Genomic DNA, 14,574 nt, shown 5'->3' with positions numbered 1-14,574 from the left:
CTTCGTCGGAGGTCGGACGGGGGCCGTCGCGGTGCGGGGCCGCGGACGGCCCGGCGGGATGAGAGCACCATACGCCCGAAAACCACAGAGAACAACAGTGGAAGCGCCTTTGTTTCTGTGGATGGGGTGAGGTGGGTCGGGCAAGGGGCGAGAGCGCCTCTAGAGTGAGCGAGCCGTCCACTCCCAGGAGAAACGATGACCCCGCCGGACCAGACGCCGCGTGCGAGCCAGCGCGCGAGCCAGACCGCGTAGGCCGCCGACGAGTACGCCGCCGAGCGGCGGGTGCGCCACTTCACCAGGCGCGACCAGGCCAAGCGCTTACTCGACGAGGTGAACTACCCCCACAGCATCCATCCGGCGCTGGTGCCGGGCGTCTCCGTGGAGGACCAGAAGGTCCGCTACGGGATCGACAAGGTCATCGTCGGCGTGGTGGGCGCCGTGATCATCGGCTTCGTCGCCTGGGGCGTGCTCGCCCCGCAGCAGGTCTTCGACATCTCCGGCGCGGCGCTGACCTGGGTGATGCACAACCTCGGCTGGGTCTTCAACGTCCTCGCCATCGGCATGGTGATCCTGCTGCTGGTGATCGCCCTGTCCCGCTACGGCAGGATCCCGCTGGGCCTGGACGGGGAGAAGCCCGAGTACGGCACCGCCTCCTGGGCGGCGATGCTCTTCGGCGCCGGCATCGGCATCGGCATCATCTTCTTCGGACCCTTCGAGCCGCTGACCTACTACCTCTCCCCGCGCCCCGGCGCCCCCTACGACGCCGGCTCGATCGCCGCGATGAAGGGCGCGATCGCGCAGTCCGCGCCGCACTGGGGGATCAACGCCTGGGCGATCTACGCGATCGTCGGCCTCGCCGTCGCCTACATCTCCTTCCGCCGCGGGCGGGTGCCGTTGATGAGCGCGATCGTCGCCGGGCTCTGGGGCGGGGACTCCTCCTCGCCCGCCAGCCGCGTCATCGACGCGCTCGCGATCATCGCGACCCTCTTCGGCACCGCCGCCTCCCTCGGAATCGGCGCCCTCCAGATCGCCCGGGGCGTGGAGATCGTCGGCGGGTCGCCGCCCGCGGGCACGGCGCTCGCCATGGTGATCATCGGCGTGCTGGCCCTCGGCGCGATCGCCTCGGCGGTCTCCGGGGTCGCGCGCGGCATCCGCTGGCTGTCGAACATCAACATGGCGCTCGCCCTCGTGCTGGCCGTGTTCATCTTCGCCGTCGGCCCCGCCGTGTTCCTGATGAACATCATCCCCGGAGCGATCACCGAGTACTTCGGCACCCTGCCGGACATGCTCGGGGCGAACATGTCCGAGGGCGCGGACATGCAGACCTTCCTCTCGAGCTGGACCACCTTCTACTGGGCGTGGTGGGTCAGCTGGGCGCCCTTCGTCGGCGTGTTCACCGCGAAGATCTCCCGCGGCCGCACCATCCGACAGTTCGTGCTCGGCGTCTTGCTGATCCCCTCCTCGATCATCGTGCTCGCCTTCGCCGTCCTCGGCGGCACCGCGACCTGGCTGCAGCGCCGGGCCAGCGAGCTCGACGCCGCCGGGAACGCCGTCGGCATCGCCGACCCCGATGGCGCGATCGCGCCTGACGGGACGATCGAGTCGCTCCCCGCCCCGCAGGAGATCTTCTTCGCGGTCGTGGACCAGTCGCCCGGCGCCGGCATCATCTCCGCCGTGGTGGTCGTGATGCTCGCGATCTTCTTCATCACCTCCGCCGACTCCGCCTCGCTGGTGAACTCGCAGCTGTCCCAGAAGGGCAACCCCGCCCCGAACCGCCTCATCACCGCGTTCTGGGCGCTGTGCATGGCGGGCATCGCCATGGTGATCCTGCTGTTCGGCGGGCAGAACGCCCTGCAGGGCCTGCAGAACCTCATCGTCGTCTCGGCCCTGCCCTTCGCCGTGGTGCTGGTGCTGATGGCGGTCGCGCTGGTCAAGGAGCCGCGCAACGACCCGATGACCATCCGTGAGCACTACCAGGACGCCGCGGTCGAGAACGCGGTCAGGGCGGGCGTGGCGGAGTACGGCGATCACTTCGCCCTCGCGATCGAGCCGACCGCCCCGGACAGCGAGTACGCCACCGGCGGCGGGTTCGACTCCACCGCCCCCGGGGTCACCGAGTGGTACGCCCGCACCGACGAGGACGGCAACCCGATCGACTACGACTACGAGCGGGGTGTCTACCTCGACGCCGACGGGAACCCGCTGCCCGACGAGGACGAGGGCGCGGACCCTGGGGCCGGCGACGCCGTGGACCCCGGGGCGGACGACGCCGCGGGGGACGATTCCGCGGAGAGCTCGCTGGAGGAGGCTCCCGAGGACGGCGAAGGGCGCGCTCGGCGAACGGGCGGAGACACCGGGCGGAGCTGAGGCGCCGGACCGGCGGCGGCGCGGCGGCGGCGCAGGGCCCGCGGGGCGGGGAGCGCCCGGTGCGCGGGACGGGACTGAGGCATCGGCCATCCCCGCGCCGCAGCGAGGGAGGCGCGGGGCGGGCGGGCCGCTACCATCGGAGCACTCCGCGCCGCCCATCCACAGGAGCTGTGACCCGATGACCCAGGCCTACCACGCCGATTCCTCCGACCTCGTAGAGAAGGAGGTGCTGACCTGGGAGCTGTTCGGCACCGCCTCGCGCGAGCTGGCCCAGACGATCGCCGACTCCGACTTCGAGCCGGAGATCATCATCGCCGTGGCACGTGGCGGTCTGCTCCCGGCCGGGGCGCTCTCCTATGCGCTGGGCGTGAAGCTCTCCGACGCGATCAACGTCGAGTTCTACACCGACGTGCACGAGACCCTGCCCGATCCGGTCTTGCTCGCCCCCATGCTCGACACCGAGTCGATCAAGGGCAAGCGCCTGCTGGTCGTCGACGACGTCGCAGACTCCGGCCGCACCCTCGCGCTCGTGCTCGACCTGATGCGCGAGATGGGCGCCGACGCCCGCGGCGCCGTCATCTACGGCAAGCCCCGCTCGGTCGTGGACCCGGACTTCGTCTGGCGCCGGACCGACGAGTGGATCGTCTTCCCCTGGTCGGCCGAGCCGCCCGTCACCCCGTCGGTGGGCTGAGCGCAGCGACCTGCACCCTCCGCGGGCGCGCCTGAGACGATTCGGGTCAGGTTCTGAGCCACTTCGGCATCGAGAATGGCTCAGAACCTGACCCGATCGTGGTTCCGGGCCGGGCTGTGCGGGGTCAGGGATGCACGGCGCTGAGCTCCTCGGTCGGGGACGGAGGTGGCCCACCGTCGCACAGCCGGCGCGGCCCGGCAAGCATGCGCGGCGCCGCGCCGCCCCGTGGAGGGACGACGCGGCGCCGGATGTCGGAGCGGGCGGGGCGGAGGGGTCGAGAGGCGGGACGCTCAGCGGGCGGCCGGCGGCTCCGTCGAATCGCCGGCGGGCTCCTGACCGCGGCCCGTCCCATCATCGTGCGCGTCGGCGGTGCCGCGACCTTCGGCCGCGGCGTGCCCTGCGCCCTCGCCGTGCTCCTCGCCGCCGCCGTGGTGGCCGAAGGGCAGGAAGTGCACGATCACGGCGAGGATCCCGCCGATGATCAGGCCGAACACGAAGGAGAAGAAGGTGTTGACCAGCCAGGCGAGCGGCGCGCCGACGCCGGCGACCCCCGCGACCAGGCCCTCGAGATGGTGCACCAGGCCGTAGGGCTGGGCGAGGCCGAGCTCATGGGTGCCGACCAGCAGGATGTGGCCGCCCACCCACAGCATCGCGACCATGCCGACGTAGCTGATCACGTCCATGACCCGCGGCATCGCGCCCACCAGGCCGCGACCGAAGCGCTTCTTTCCCTCGGAGGAGTCCTCGTCCATGGCCATCGCCAGGCCGATGTCGTCCATCTTCACCAGCAGGCCCACGGCGCCGTAGACCAGCGCGGTGATGCCGATCGCGATCACCACGAGCACCGCGGCGCGCGTCCACAGGCTGTCGGTGTCCACCGAGTTCATCGAGATCACCATGATCTCGGCCGAGAGGATCAGGTCGGTGCGCACCGCGCCCGAGACGACCTTGTCCTCCGCCCCGGCGCCCTTGGTGCTCGCAGGCGCCTCCTTGGGCTTCCCGCGCACCAGCTCCCAGACCTTCTCGGCGCCCTCGAAGCTGAGGTACAGGCCGCCGAGCATGAGGATCGGGGTGAGCGACCAGGGGGCGAACACGCTCAGCAGCGAGCAGGACCGGCAGGATGAAGACGAGCTTGTTGCGCAGCGAGCCCTTGGTGATCCGCCAGATGATCGGCGGCTCCCGGTTGGGCTTGATCCCCTGGACGTACTGCGGCGTCACCGCGGCATCGTCGATCACGACGCCGATCGCCTTGGAGCCGGCCTTCGCGGAGGCGGCGGCGACGTCGTCGGCGCTGGCCGCCGCGAGGCGCGCGAGCGCGGCGACGTCGTCGAGCAGGGCGGCGAGTCCACCGGACATGAGAGTCCTTCTTCCGAGGAGTCGGCCGCGGGCGCGACCGGGCTCAGGATAACGGCGCAGGAGTCACGGACCGCTCGGCAGGGCCATGATCACGGCACGAGTCCGGTCCCGCCCACGGCCCGGCGCCCGTCAGCGCCTCGGCACGAGGTCGTCCCGCCTTCCCCTTGCGGCGAACATCCGTGACCGCCCCTCGACGCGCCGCCGCGCAAGTGACAGGGTGGGGGTATGGATATCGCACTCATCGGAGGACATGGAAAGGTCGCGCCGCTGCTCGCGGCCCCGCGCTGGTCGAGGCCGGTCACACGGTGCACTCCGTGATCCGCAACCCCGAGCAGGCAGGCGAGGTCGAGGCGACGGGCGCGAGGGCCGTGCTCGCTGACATCGAGACCCTCGACGAGAGGGGCTGGGACGAGCTCCTGCGCGGGAAGGACGCCGTGGTGTGGACCGCGGGCGCCGGCGGCGGGGCCCCCGAGCGCACCCGTGCGGTCGACCACGACGCGGCGGTCGCCTCGATGGACGCCGCCGAGCGCGTCGGCGCCACCCGCTATGTGATGGTCAGTTACTTCGGCGCCTCGCTCGACCACGGCGTGCCCGAGGACGACTCGTTCCACACCTACGCCGAGGCGAAGGCCCGGGCCGACGAGCATCTGCGCGGCACGGGACTGGACTGGACGATCCTCGGTCCCTCGGGCCTCACCCTCGAGGAGCCGACCGGTCGCATCGACACCGCCGCCTCGGAGTCCGGCACGGTCTCGCGCGGCAACGTCGCGCGCGCGATCGTCGCTGCGCTCGCCGAGCCCGGATCCGTCGGGAAGTTCGTGACCTTCAACGACGGCGAGCAGGAGATCGGCGAGGCCTTCGCCTCCCTCAGCCGCTGATCCGGAAGCCCGTCTGGCCGCGCGGCGTCTCGCGGCGCACGTCGATCCCGTCGACGCGGGCGCTGGAAGGCCCCTGCCGGAGGTGGTCGAGCATGGCCTCGACCACCTCCGGCGCACCCTCGACGTCCGCCTCGACGGTGCCGTCCCACAGGTTGCGCACGGTCCCGGCGGCGCCGAGTCGCGCCGCCTCCCTGGCGGCGTCCATCCGGAAGCCCACGCCCTGGACCCGTCCGCGCACGCGCACGATCCGGCGGATCCGCTCCGCGCCGTCGACGCCTGCGTCGGCGCCCTGATCCTGGTCCTGCTCCGGCTCGCTCATCGCCCCCGCTTCCCGCTCTCCTCGCCTCGCTGGTGCGCCGCGGCGCCCGTTGCGACAAGAGTACGGGCCGGGAACCGCCCCGTCGCCGGGCGCGTCTCGCGCTCGGCGGGCCCTCGGGCAACGACCCACGTCCCTGACCCCGAACGCCCGGCCCTTGAGCCCGACTCGACACCGGGCCCCGTCCCGGCCCGTGGGCCGGGACAGGACGGGGTCACTCGTTGTCGCCGCCGGTGTCCTCCAGCTCGTTCGAGACCGCGTCGCCGCCGTCGCCCCACTGCCAGGCGGTGATGTCCGGGGCGTCCTCGCCGTGCTCATAGGCGTGGGCCCGGGCGCGGACCCGGGCATCGACCATGCGCTGGCGCAGTCCGGCGAATCGCGTTCCCAGCCCGTCGACGCGGTCGATCACGTCCATCACCAGGTGGTAGCGGTCGGTGTCGTTGAGCATCAGCATGTCGAAGGGCGTGGTGGTGGTGCCCTCCTCCTTGTAGCCGCGCACATGGATGCGGGAATGCCGGTCATGGCGGTAGGCGAGGCGGTGGATCAGCCACGGATAGCCGTGATAGGCGAACACCACCGGGACGTCCTCCCCGAAGTACCCGTCGAAGTCCTTCTGCGAGAGCCCGTGCGGGTGCTCGGACTCGTCCTGCGACCGCATCAGGTCCACCACGTTGACCACCCGCACCCGCAGGTCGGGGATCTCCTCGCGCAGGATCTTCGCCGCGGCGAGCACCTCGATGGTGGGGATGTCGCCGGCCGCGGCGAGCACCACGTCCGGCTCCTCGCCCGGTCGCTCGGTCCCGGCCCAGTCCCAGATGCCGAGGCCCCGCGTGCAGTGCACGACCGCCTCGTCCATCGTCAGCCAGTTCGGGTTCGGTCGCTTCCCCGCCACGACCACGTTCACGTACTGCTTCGAGCGCAGGCAGTGGTCGTAGGTGGACAGCGACGTGTTCGCGTCCGGCGGCAGGTAGACCCGCACGATCTCGGCCTTCTTGTTGACCATGTGGTCGATGAAGCCGGGGTCCTGGTGGGAGAAGCCGTTGTGGTCCTGACGCCACACGTGCGAGCTCAGCAGGTAGTTCAGCGAGGCGATCGGTCGGCGCCACTCGAGCTCGTTGGTCACCTTCAGCCACTTCGCGTGCTGGTTGACCATCGAGTCGACGATGTGGATGAACGCCTCGTAGGAGGAGAACATGCCGTGCCGCCCGGTGAGCAGGTAGCCCTCGAGCCAGCCCTGGCACTGGTGCTCCGAGAGCATCTCCATCACCCGTCCCGCCCGGGCGAGGTGCTCCGAGCGGTCATGCTCCTCGAAGTCCGCGTTCCACTGCTTGTCGGTGACCTCGTAGACGGTCTGGAGCCGGTTCGAGGCGGTCTCGTCGGGCCCGAAGATGCGGAAGGTCGAGGGGTTCTCGCGCACCACGTCCCGCGACCAGGTGCCCAGCACCCGCGTCGCCTCGGAGACGGAGCCGCCGGGCGCGGGCACGTCGACGCCGTACTCGCGGAAGTCGGGCAGGCGCGCGGGGTGAGCACGGAGCCGCCGTTGGTCGACGGGTTCGCTGACATGCGCGCGTGCCTGTCGGGGCGGCGGAGGCGACGTCCTCGACCAGCGTCCCGCTCTCGTCGAAGAGCTCCTCGGGGTGGTAGGAGCGCGACCACGCGTCGAGCTCGGCGAGGTGCTCGTCGGTGTCCCGGGCGCTGGCCAGCGGCACCTGGTGCGAGCGCCAGGATCCCTCGGCCTGCTGGCCGTCGATCTCCTTCGGGCCGGTCCAGCCCTTCGGGGTGCGCGGCTCGATCATCGGCCAGGCGGGGCGCTCGGTCTCGCGGCCGGCCTCGGCGTCCTCCGCGGCCTGCGCCTTGATCTCCGCGATCCTGTCGAGGGCCGTATCGAGCACCTCGGCGAAGCGGCGGTGGGTCTCGAGCGGATCCTCGTCGTCGAAGCCGCCGGTGAAGAGGAGCGGCTCGTGCCCGTAGCCGCGCATCAGCGCCTCGAGCTCGTCGTCGCCGATCCGGGCAAGCACAGTCGGGTTCGCGATCTTGTACCCGTTCAGGTGCAGGATCGGCGACACCACCCCGTCCTGCTGGGGGTTGAGGAACTTGTTGGAGTGCCAGGAGGTGGCCAGCGGCCCGGTCTCCGCCTCGCCGTCGCCGACCACGGTGAACGCGATCTGGTCGGGGTTGTCGAACATGGCGCCGTAGGCGTGGGAGAGGGCGTAGCCGAGCTCGCCGCCCTCGTGGATCGAGCCGGGCGTCTCCGGGGCGACGTGCGAGGGGATCCCGCCGGGGAAGGAGAACTGCGTGAACAGGCGCTTCATCCCCTCCTCGTCCTCGCTCACCGCGTGGTACACCTCGGAGTAGGTGCCCTCGAGGTAGGACGCGGCGACGAGGCCGGGGCCGCCGTGCCCGGGGCCGGTGATGTACATGGCGTTCAGCCCGCGCTGGGCGATGGCCCGGTTCGCGTGGGCGTAGAGGAAGGTCAGGCCCGGGGTGGTGCCCCAGTGTCCGAGCAGTCGCGGCTTGACGTGCTCGCGCCGCAGGGGTCTGCGCAGCAGCGGGTTGTCCTTGAGATAGATCTGGCCGACCGAGAGGTAGTTCGCGGCGCGCCACCAGGCGTCGAGCCGCTCGAGGTCGGTGTCGGAGGGGGCGGAGGCGGGGGTGCTGGGCCATGCGGGAGAGGTGGTCATGGTGCCTTCCTGACGTGCCTGATGATCCTGGGACCTGAGGTGCCGTGCCATGGACCGGCTCGGCGCCGATACGGCCACCGTATGGCCGGAGCAAGAGGGTGGGAAGGGACCTTCGGGCCCTGGACGGCGTGCCGGGGCATCGCGACGGGCGCAAGAGGGCGCGGCACCGTCCTGACCGACCGATGAGCACTCGATGAGGGTCCGATGAGAAGGTGCTCAGGAACCGTCGGGAGCGTCGCCCGACGGCATAGCCTGAGGTCATACGCAGAGCGGCGGACTCGATCCGCCGGCCGATCTCAGGAAGGCCGACCCCATGACCCGCACCTCCGTCCGTTCCCGCGGCACTGTCCGCTCCCTCGCCCTCTCGGCCCTCGTGCTCGGCCTTGCCGCCGGGTGCGGCGCCGACTCCGGAAGCGACGAGGCCCCTGCCGTCGAGGGCCCCGGCGCTTCCGAGCAGGAGGACGCTAGCACCACCGCCGACGACGACACCGCCTCCGACGACGGCGCCTCCGACGACGGCGCGGCGAGCGACGACGGGGGAGAGGCCCCGGCGGCCGGTGCCGCGGCGCCGCCCGAGGACGCCGACCTCGCCACCGAGCAGCCGCCGATCACCGCGGAGAAGGCCGTCGAGATCGGCCTCGGCGCCGCCGGCGGCGGCGAGCCGGTGCAGATCGAGATCGACCATGACGACGACGTGTGGGAGTGGGAGCTCGAGATCGTCGACGGCGGCCGCCAGCACGACCTCGACATCGACGCGACCAGCGGCGAGGTCATCGAGCACGACCAGGACGATGACGACGACCAGGACCCGGCCGTCGACGTGACCTCCCCGATGCCCTACGCCGAGGCGTTCGAGATCGCGCTCGGGAAGGAGCCGGGCCGGGTCTCCGGCTGGGACCTCTCCTCCGACGACGGCCGCATCCACTACACGATCGACATCGACCGCAGCGGCGGCGGCGACGTGGAGGTCGAGGTGGACGTCGAGACGGGCGAGGTCCGCGTCGACGACTGAGTCGCCTCTTCGCCGAGACGTGGACCCGGGCCTCTGAGGAACCGCGTCTCGACGCCGCGGATCCGCCGGTCCTGTCGCTGGCGGTTCTGAACGAACCCCTGTGGTGCGCCCCGACCGCTACGCTCCTCCACATGGCGAACTCGAAGAAGAAGTCCTCGAAGAAGAAGTCCGACGGGTCCGGGCAGGAGGCGCCCCGTGGGTTCCCGATCGCGAACGACTGGAAGGGTGACGTGCAGGACTTCGACCCGCGCGCCACGCCCGGCTTCTCCGGCAAGAAGGCCGACGGCAAGGAGTTCCTGCTCGCCCGCGATGCGGAGCTCGACGAGCTCCAGGAGCGGCTCTACGCCGCCTACCACGGCAACGGCGAGGGTCGCTCCGTCTTCGCTGATCGTGCAGGGCATGGACACCTCCGGCAAGGGCGGGATCATGCGCCACGTCGTAGGGAGCGTCGATCCGCAGGGCGTGGAGATCACCGCGTTCAAGGCCCCGACGGCGGAGGAGAAGAAGCACGACTTCCTGTGGCGGATCCGCCCGCACGCCCCGGCTCCGGGGACGATCGGCGTGTTCGACCGCTCGCAGTACGAGGACGTGCTGATCCACCGCGTCCACGGCTGGGCCGACTCGAAGGAGATCCGCTCGCGATACACGGCGATCAACGCCTTCGAGCGGGAGCTCGCCGCGGCCGGTACCACGGTCGTGAAGGTCATGCTCCACATCTCCTACGAGGAGCAGGGATCGAGGCTGATGGAGCGGCTCGAGCGCCCGGACAAGCACTGGAAGTACAACCCCGCCGACGTCGACGAGCGCCAGCACTGGGACGACTACATGGACGCGTACACCAAGGCGGCGCGCGCCACCTCCACCGTCGGTGCGCCCTGGCACGTGATCCCCGCCGACCCCAAGTGGTACGCGCGGATCGCCGTGCAGCGAGCCGCTGATCGATGCGCTGACGGACATCGACCCGCAGTGGCCGACGGCGGACTTCGACGTCCTGGCGGAGATCGACCGGCGCGCGAGACGATGGGGCAGGGCGAGTCGGACTGAGCCCGCCCGGGCCCGTGACCTCGGCTTGTGTCCGCACGCTCGCAGGCCGATGATGGAGCCATGGCTTCCATCACCTTCAAGAACGAACCCGTGACCACCGTCGGCGAGTCGCCCGCGAAGGGCTCGGCGCCGCCGGCCTTCGAGCTCGTGGGCCAGGACCTCGGCGCCGTCTCCGGCGCGGACCTCGCCGGCAAGCGCGTCGTGCTGAACATCTTCCCGTCCCTGGACACCGGCACCTGCGCCATGTCCGTGCGGAAGTTCAACGAGCTCGCCGCCGGCTTCGAGAACACCGTCGTCGTCTGCGTCTCGAAGGACCTGCCCTTCGCGCAGGCCCGCTTCTGCGGCGCCGAGGGCATCGAGAACGTGGTCACCGGCTCCGCCTTCCGCTCCTCCTTCGGCGAGGACTTCGGCGTGACCATGAAGGACGGGCCGCTCGCGGGTCTGCTCTCCCGTGCGGTCGTCATCGCCGACGTCGACGGCACGGTTCTGTACACCGAGCAGGTCGCCGAGGTCTCCGAGGAGCCCGACTACGACGCCGCCGCGGCCGTGCTCGCCTGAGACCGCCCGCCCCGCCGGACCCGGCCGCGACCGCTCGTCGCGCGCCGGGTCCTGTGCTTCCCGGCCCCGCGCACCCCGGCCCCTGCGCACCGGCCACCCCACCGATCCCCGGGGGCCGATCGACGGAAGGAGCCCGCCATGTCCGCCCTCACCATCTCCCTCGAGCGCGTCCACGACCTGCTGGACGACGACGGCCCCGCCGACGGCGAGCGCCGCGTGCTGGTGGACCGGCTGTGGCCGCGCGGCGTGAAGAAGGAGCGCCTCGTCCACGACGAGTGGGACAAGGACGTCGCCCCGAGCTCCGAGCTCCGCAGGGCCTTCCACGGCGGGGAGCTGGACTTCGAGGAGTTCTCCGCCCGCTACCGCCGCGAGCTGGAGGAGGGCGAGGCCGCCCAGGCGCCGCTGTACCGGGCGGAGGAGGACGGGGCGGACACCCTCGTGCTTGCTGTTCGCCGCGAAGGACGTCGAGCACAACCACGCCCAGGTGCTTGCAGGAGGTGCCTGCAGGACCTCGCCGGCTGAGACCGATGGCCCCGCCCCTGCCGGCTGATCCCGCCCCCGTCGACGGGGACGAAGGTCCGGACGCTTCCTGTCAACGCGCCCCTAACGTGGACGAGCAGGCCGTCGACGGCAGACGGCCGACAGCCCCGTCCCGTCCAGGAAGGACCTGCCATGTCCGTGGCGACCGCCTCGATCCTCCATCCGCGGCTCGACATCGAGGAGCGGCTCGAACCCGCTCACGAGCAGATCGTGCGGGAGACCCTCCCGCTCGTCGGGGAGCACATCGAGGAGATCGCCCCGGTGTTCTACGGGCGGATGTTCGCCGCGCACCCCGAGCCGCTGCGCGACACCTTCAACCGCGGCAACCAGGCCCAGGGCGCCCAGCAGAAGGCGCTCGCCGCCTCCGTCGCGACCTATGCGACCCTGCTGGTCGCCCCGGACGGGCCGAGCCCCGCCGCGCCGCTGTCCCGGATCGGGCACAAGCACGTCTCCCTCGGCATCACCGAGGACCAGTACGAGATCGTCCACGAGCACCTGATGGCCGCGATCGTCGAGGTGCTCGGCGCCGACGTGGTCACCGGGGACGTGGCCGCCGCGTGGGACGCCGTCTACTGGCACATGGCCCGCACGCTCATCGCCTTCGAGCACGGGCTGTACGCCGAGGCGCAGGTGACCCCGGGCGACGTGTTCCGCACCGCCCGCGTCATCCGCCGGATCGAGGAGAGCTCGAGCGTGGCGAGCTTCGAGCTGGCCGCACCCGAGGGGGACGAGCCGCTCGCCGACTTCCTGCCCGGCCAGTACATCAGCGTCGGCGTGCGCCTGGCCGACGGGGCGAGGCAGCTGCGTCAGTACTCGCTCTCCGACGCCCCCGGCCGGGGACGCTGGCGGATCTCGGTGCGGCGCGAGGACGGGGACCCGGTCGGCGAGGTCTCCTCGCACCTGCACCGCACCCTCCACGAGGGCGACGAGCTGCAGGTGACCCTCCCCGCCGGCGACCTGGTCCTCGACGCGCAGGCGACCTCGCCCCTCGTGCTGGTCTCGGCGGGCATCGGGATCACCCCGATGCTGGGGATGTTGCGCCATCTCGCCGCGGTCGACAGCGCGCGCGAGGTGGTCGTCTCGCACGCCGACGGCGACGCGGCCGACGCCGCGCACCTGCCCGAGCCGCTGGACACCGTCGCCTCCCTGCCCGAGCACAGCGGCTCCCGCGCCCGGCTGTGGTTCTCCGGCGAGCTCGGCGAGGACCCGCTCGCGGGCCGGACGGACCCCCGCCTCTCGGCGCATGCGGGCCGGATGACGATCACGTGCGAGCACCTGCCCGAGGGTGCGGAGATCTACCTCTGCGGCGGCGGCCGCGTTCCTGCGCGGCGCCCGCGAGCAGCTGCTCGCCGCCGGGGCCGACGAGGAGCGGATGCACGTGGAGCTGTTCTCCCCGAACGACTGGTCGCTCCCGGGCGCCTGAGTCCCGTGGACCGCCCGTCGCGGACGGCGGAGGAGGACTAGGGTCGTCCCTCGTGGAACCCCTCTCCCTTCTCGTCCTGCTCGTCATGGGCGTGGTCGCCGGCGCCATCAACGCGGCGGTGGGATCCGGCTCCCTCCTCACCCTCCCGGTGCTGATGGCGGTGGGCCTCCCGCCCGGCGTCGCGGTCCGCACGAACACGGTGGGGATGTTCTTCTCCACCGTCGGCTCCGTGCTCGGCTATCGCCGCGAGATCTCCGAGGAGCGACGCCATCTCACGCCGCTGGTGCTCACCGCTCTGCTCGGTGCGAGCGCGGGCGCGCCGCTGCTGCTGACCTCCCCTGCCGAGGCGCTCGACGTGGTCGTGCCCGTGCTGATCGTCGTCGCCCTCGCGCTCGTGGTCCTGCAGAAGCCGCTGACCACCGCGCTGCGCTCCCGCTCGGAGAAGCGCGCCGAGCACCGCTCCGCGGCCGACGGGGCGGGGACCGAGGGGGCGACCGATGCGGGCGCGTCGGCGGACGGTTCCGAGCGCGCCCGCTGCGCTCCCCGGCGCTGGTCGGCTCGATCGGTGCGGCCTCCGTCTACGGCGGCTACTTCACCGCCGCGCAGGGAGTGCTGTACCTGGGGATCCTCGGCGTCTTCACCGGACGGTCGATGGGCTCGGTCAACAGCGTCAAGAACCTGCTGAGCCTGTGCGTGAACCTCGCCGCGGCGCTGATCTACTCGATCGCCTTCTTCCTGGTCGACGCGCAGGTGGTGTGGGCCGCGAGCGCCGCGATCGCGGTGGGCTCGCTGCTGGGCGGCTTCTTCGGCGCGCACCTGGCGAAGCGTCTGCCCGAGTGGGCGCCGCGCGGCGTGATCGTTGTGGTCGCGCTGGCGGCGCTGCTGCGTGAGGTGCTCTGAGCCTTCGGTCTCAGCGCAGGAAGGGCGACACCCGCTCGAGCATCTCGTCCGGCGGGGACAGGGTGCCGCCGTGGTCCCGGCCGGGCAGGGACACGAACTCCGCGTCCGGCATCAGCGCGGCGGCCCGCGCGGACTCCTCGTGGCGGGGATGGTCCGCATCGCCGGCCATCCACAGGGCCGGCACGGTGCAGGAGGCGAGCGCCTCGTCCGGAACGGCGGCGGTGGCGTCGGTCGCGGCGAGTAGCGCCGCGACCGCCTCGTGGTCCGCGGCGAGGAAGGCGGTGCGCGTGGCGCGGGCACGGCGCGAGGTGACCTCCGGCCCCAGCCCCTGCCCGGCGCAGAACGACTCCATCCCCTGCTCGCGGACCGCGTCGATCACGCCCGGGAAGAACACCGAGTCCACCGCGCCCCGCGCGCGGAGGCCGAGCCGCCGAGGCTCACCAGGCGCGTGACCAGCCCCGGATGCGCCAGCGTCGTGCTCAGCGCGATGCGCGCGCCGAGGGAGTAGCCCATGAGCGCCGCACGGCCGATTCCCTCGGCCTCGAGCACGGCGAGGAGGTCCTGCACGAGGACCTCCTGCGTGTACGCCGCGGGGTCGTGGGGCTTCCCGGAGCCGCCGTGGCCGCGCAGGTCCACCCGGAGCACGGTGTGCTCGGCCGTCAGCGGCCCGAGATAGCCGAGTCCCCGCCAGATCGCACGGGAGAGCACCGAGCCGTGCAGCGGCACCAGCGGCGGCCCGTCCCCGGAGACGTCATAGCGCAGGTCGACGCCGTCGACGGGGGAGGGGATGACGGGCACGGTGGGAGTC

The 14,574-nt window shown here is 71.9% G+C and carries 10 protein-coding genes and 5 pseudogenes; 10 read left to right on the top strand and 5 right to left on the bottom strand.

Going from position 1 to position 14,574, the window contains the following annotated elements:
- Window positions 1–282: 282 nt before the first annotated feature.
- On the top strand, window positions 283–2,367 hold the full coding sequence (locus WKH84_RS06975; protein ID WP_341856106.1) for a BCCT family transporter: 2,085 nt from the start codon (window positions 283–285) through the stop codon (window positions 2,365–2,367).
- Window positions 2,368–2,545: 178 nt separating this feature from the next.
- The gene (locus WKH84_RS06970) at window positions 2,546–3,058 is read left to right on the top strand and encodes a phosphoribosyltransferase (protein ID WP_341856105.1); all 513 of its coding nucleotides are present in this window, start codon (window positions 2,546–2,548) and stop codon (window positions 3,056–3,058) included.
- Between the two features lie 290 nt (window positions 3,059–3,348).
- Here WKH84_RS06970 and WKH84_RS06965 read toward each other — a convergent pair.
- Window positions 3,349–4,414, bottom strand: a pseudogene (locus WKH84_RS06965) (DUF808 domain-containing protein).
- 225 nt (window positions 4,415–4,639) lie between these two features.
- Between WKH84_RS06965 and WKH84_RS06960 the strand changes: the two are divergent.
- Window positions 4,640–5,292: pseudogene (locus tag WKH84_RS06960) on the top strand (SDR family oxidoreductase).
- Here the strand turns inward: WKH84_RS06960 and WKH84_RS06955 are convergent.
- A complete protein-coding gene (locus tag WKH84_RS06955; RefSeq protein ID WP_263311511.1) occupies window positions 5,282–5,611 on the bottom strand; it encodes an acylphosphatase in 330 nt (109 codons plus the stop codon). The pseudogene WKH84_RS06960 and the gene WKH84_RS06955 sit on opposite strands and share 11 nt — an antisense overlap.
- Before the next feature lie 211 nt (window positions 5,612–5,822).
- Window positions 5,823–8,289, bottom strand: a pseudogene (locus WKH84_RS06950) (phosphoketolase family protein).
- Between the two features lie 313 nt (window positions 8,290–8,602).
- Here WKH84_RS06950 and WKH84_RS06945 point away from each other — a divergent pair.
- The 7 genes and pseudogenes from WKH84_RS06945 (at window position 8,603) to WKH84_RS06915 (ending at window position 13,766) form a co-directional block, all read left to right on the top strand.
- Window positions 8,603–9,301 carry a PepSY domain-containing protein gene (locus WKH84_RS06945; protein ID WP_341856104.1) on the top strand — a complete coding sequence of 233 codons (699 nt, stop codon included), beginning with the start codon at window positions 8,603–8,605 and terminating at the stop codon, window positions 9,299–9,301.
- A 131-nt stretch (window positions 9,302–9,432) separates the two neighbouring features.
- Window positions 9,433–10,439 (top strand): annotated as a pseudogene (locus WKH84_RS06940) (PPK2 family polyphosphate kinase).
- Window positions 10,406–10,903, top strand: coding sequence for a thiol peroxidase (gene tpx / locus WKH84_RS06935; protein WP_341856103.1), 498 nt, complete (start codon window positions 10,406–10,408; stop codon window positions 10,901–10,903). Before WKH84_RS06940 ends, tpx begins: the two are co-directional and overlap by 34 nt.
- A 138-nt stretch (window positions 10,904–11,041) precedes the next feature.
- Entirely contained in the window at window positions 11,042–11,425 is a 384-nt protein-coding gene (locus tag WKH84_RS06930) for a DUF488 family protein (RefSeq protein ID WP_341856102.1), read from the top strand.
- Window positions 11,426–11,575: 150 nt separating this feature from the next.
- A complete protein-coding gene (locus WKH84_RS06925) occupies window positions 11,576–12,907 on the top strand; it encodes a globin domain-containing protein (RefSeq protein WP_341856101.1) in 1,332 nt (443 codons plus the stop codon).
- A 44-nt stretch (window positions 12,908–12,951) separates the two neighbouring features.
- Window positions 12,952–13,245 (top strand): annotated as a pseudogene (locus WKH84_RS06920) (TSUP family transporter); the annotation flags it as partial.
- Window positions 13,246–13,400: 155 nt separating this feature from the next.
- On the top strand, window positions 13,401–13,766 hold the full coding sequence (locus WKH84_RS06915; RefSeq protein ID WP_341856802.1) for a sulfite exporter TauE/SafE family protein: 366 nt from the start codon (window positions 13,401–13,403) through the stop codon (window positions 13,764–13,766).
- 10 nt (window positions 13,767–13,776) lie between these two features.
- On the opposite strand, the gene WKH84_RS06910 is transcribed toward WKH84_RS06915, so the two are convergent.
- Window positions 13,777–14,160, bottom strand: a complete 384-nt coding sequence (locus WKH84_RS06910) for a hypothetical protein (RefSeq protein ID WP_341856100.1) — start codon at window positions 14,158–14,160, stop codon at window positions 13,777–13,779.
- Window positions 14,142–14,564, bottom strand: a complete 423-nt coding sequence (locus tag WKH84_RS06905; RefSeq protein WP_341856099.1) for an alpha/beta fold hydrolase — start codon at window positions 14,562–14,564, stop codon at window positions 14,142–14,144. Before WKH84_RS06905 ends, WKH84_RS06910 begins: the two co-directional genes overlap by 19 nt.
- Window positions 14,565–14,574: the final 10 nt, after the last annotated feature.

This window comes from Brachybacterium sp. GPGPB12, from assembly GCF_038396325.1.
Lineage (GTDB): Bacteria > Actinomycetota > Actinomycetes > Actinomycetales > Dermabacteraceae > Brachybacterium > Brachybacterium conglomeratum.
Note: the sequence above shows the minus strand (reverse complement) of the source record. Positions and strands in the feature narration are given on the sequence as shown.